Below are 757 nucleotides of genomic sequence, written 5' to 3'. Positions count from 1 at the left end.
AAGCGACTTGGCGGCCACGCCGCCGCGCTGAATAAACTCCATCCATTGATCGCCGCCGACGCGCCCGCCGGTCGCCGATATCACTTTCTGAACGCGGTTAGCCTCATCCAAAAACGTCGTTTGGTCCTTCGTCCCGCCTCGCAGCTCGATCACCTTGAGCATGTTCATGAACTTGCGCTCATTGTCTTCGGCATGCTCTCCACCGTACACGGCGTCGTTCGCAAACTTCATTTTCGACAGGATCGGCGCGGCCACTTTCGCATGATGCGAATCGGCAAAGACTGACATCGAGTCGCGCATCATCGTCATGTTGTCGGCCGTGCTCGCGCCGTACACCTTCATGCCGCGAGCGAAATTCACGGCGTCTTGCGTTGCGCGCTCGCCCAAGCCGAGCGCTTGAATTCGCGCGATCTCGTTCTGGACCTTCTTGGCCTCGCCGAGCGTCTGACCCAGGCCGCCCAGAATGTGCGTGCCCGTGCTCCTGGCCGCATAGCCGCCGATAGCCATGTTGACCCCGACACCCTGCATGGCCTGCATCTTTGTGCGGGCGGCCGCGACCCGCCTTTCACGCTCCGCAAGCTGTTCCAGTTGCCTCTGCTGTTGCGCGATCGATGCCTTGGTCGCGTCGATGCTGGTCTTGAGTTCGCGCTCGTGCCGAGCCAGGCTCGATGTCGCGACACCCGCGTCCGATAGCTTCGTTCGCAACTCGCCCAACTTCGCGACCTGCTGACTATGCTTGGCGGTGAGCGTCACGGCG

General features: G+C 61.8%; 1 pseudogene. It reads right to left on the bottom strand.

What is annotated here, in order from left to right:
• Positions 1-757, bottom strand: a pseudogene (locus QCE79_RS39475) (hypothetical protein); the annotation flags it as partial.

Source organism: Caballeronia sp. LZ003 (genome assembly GCF_031451465.1).
Lineage (GTDB): Bacteria > Pseudomonadota > Gammaproteobacteria > Burkholderiales > Burkholderiaceae > Caballeronia.
The sequence above is the reverse complement of the archived record's forward strand: the minus strand, read 5'-3'. Positions and strand labels throughout refer to the sequence as shown.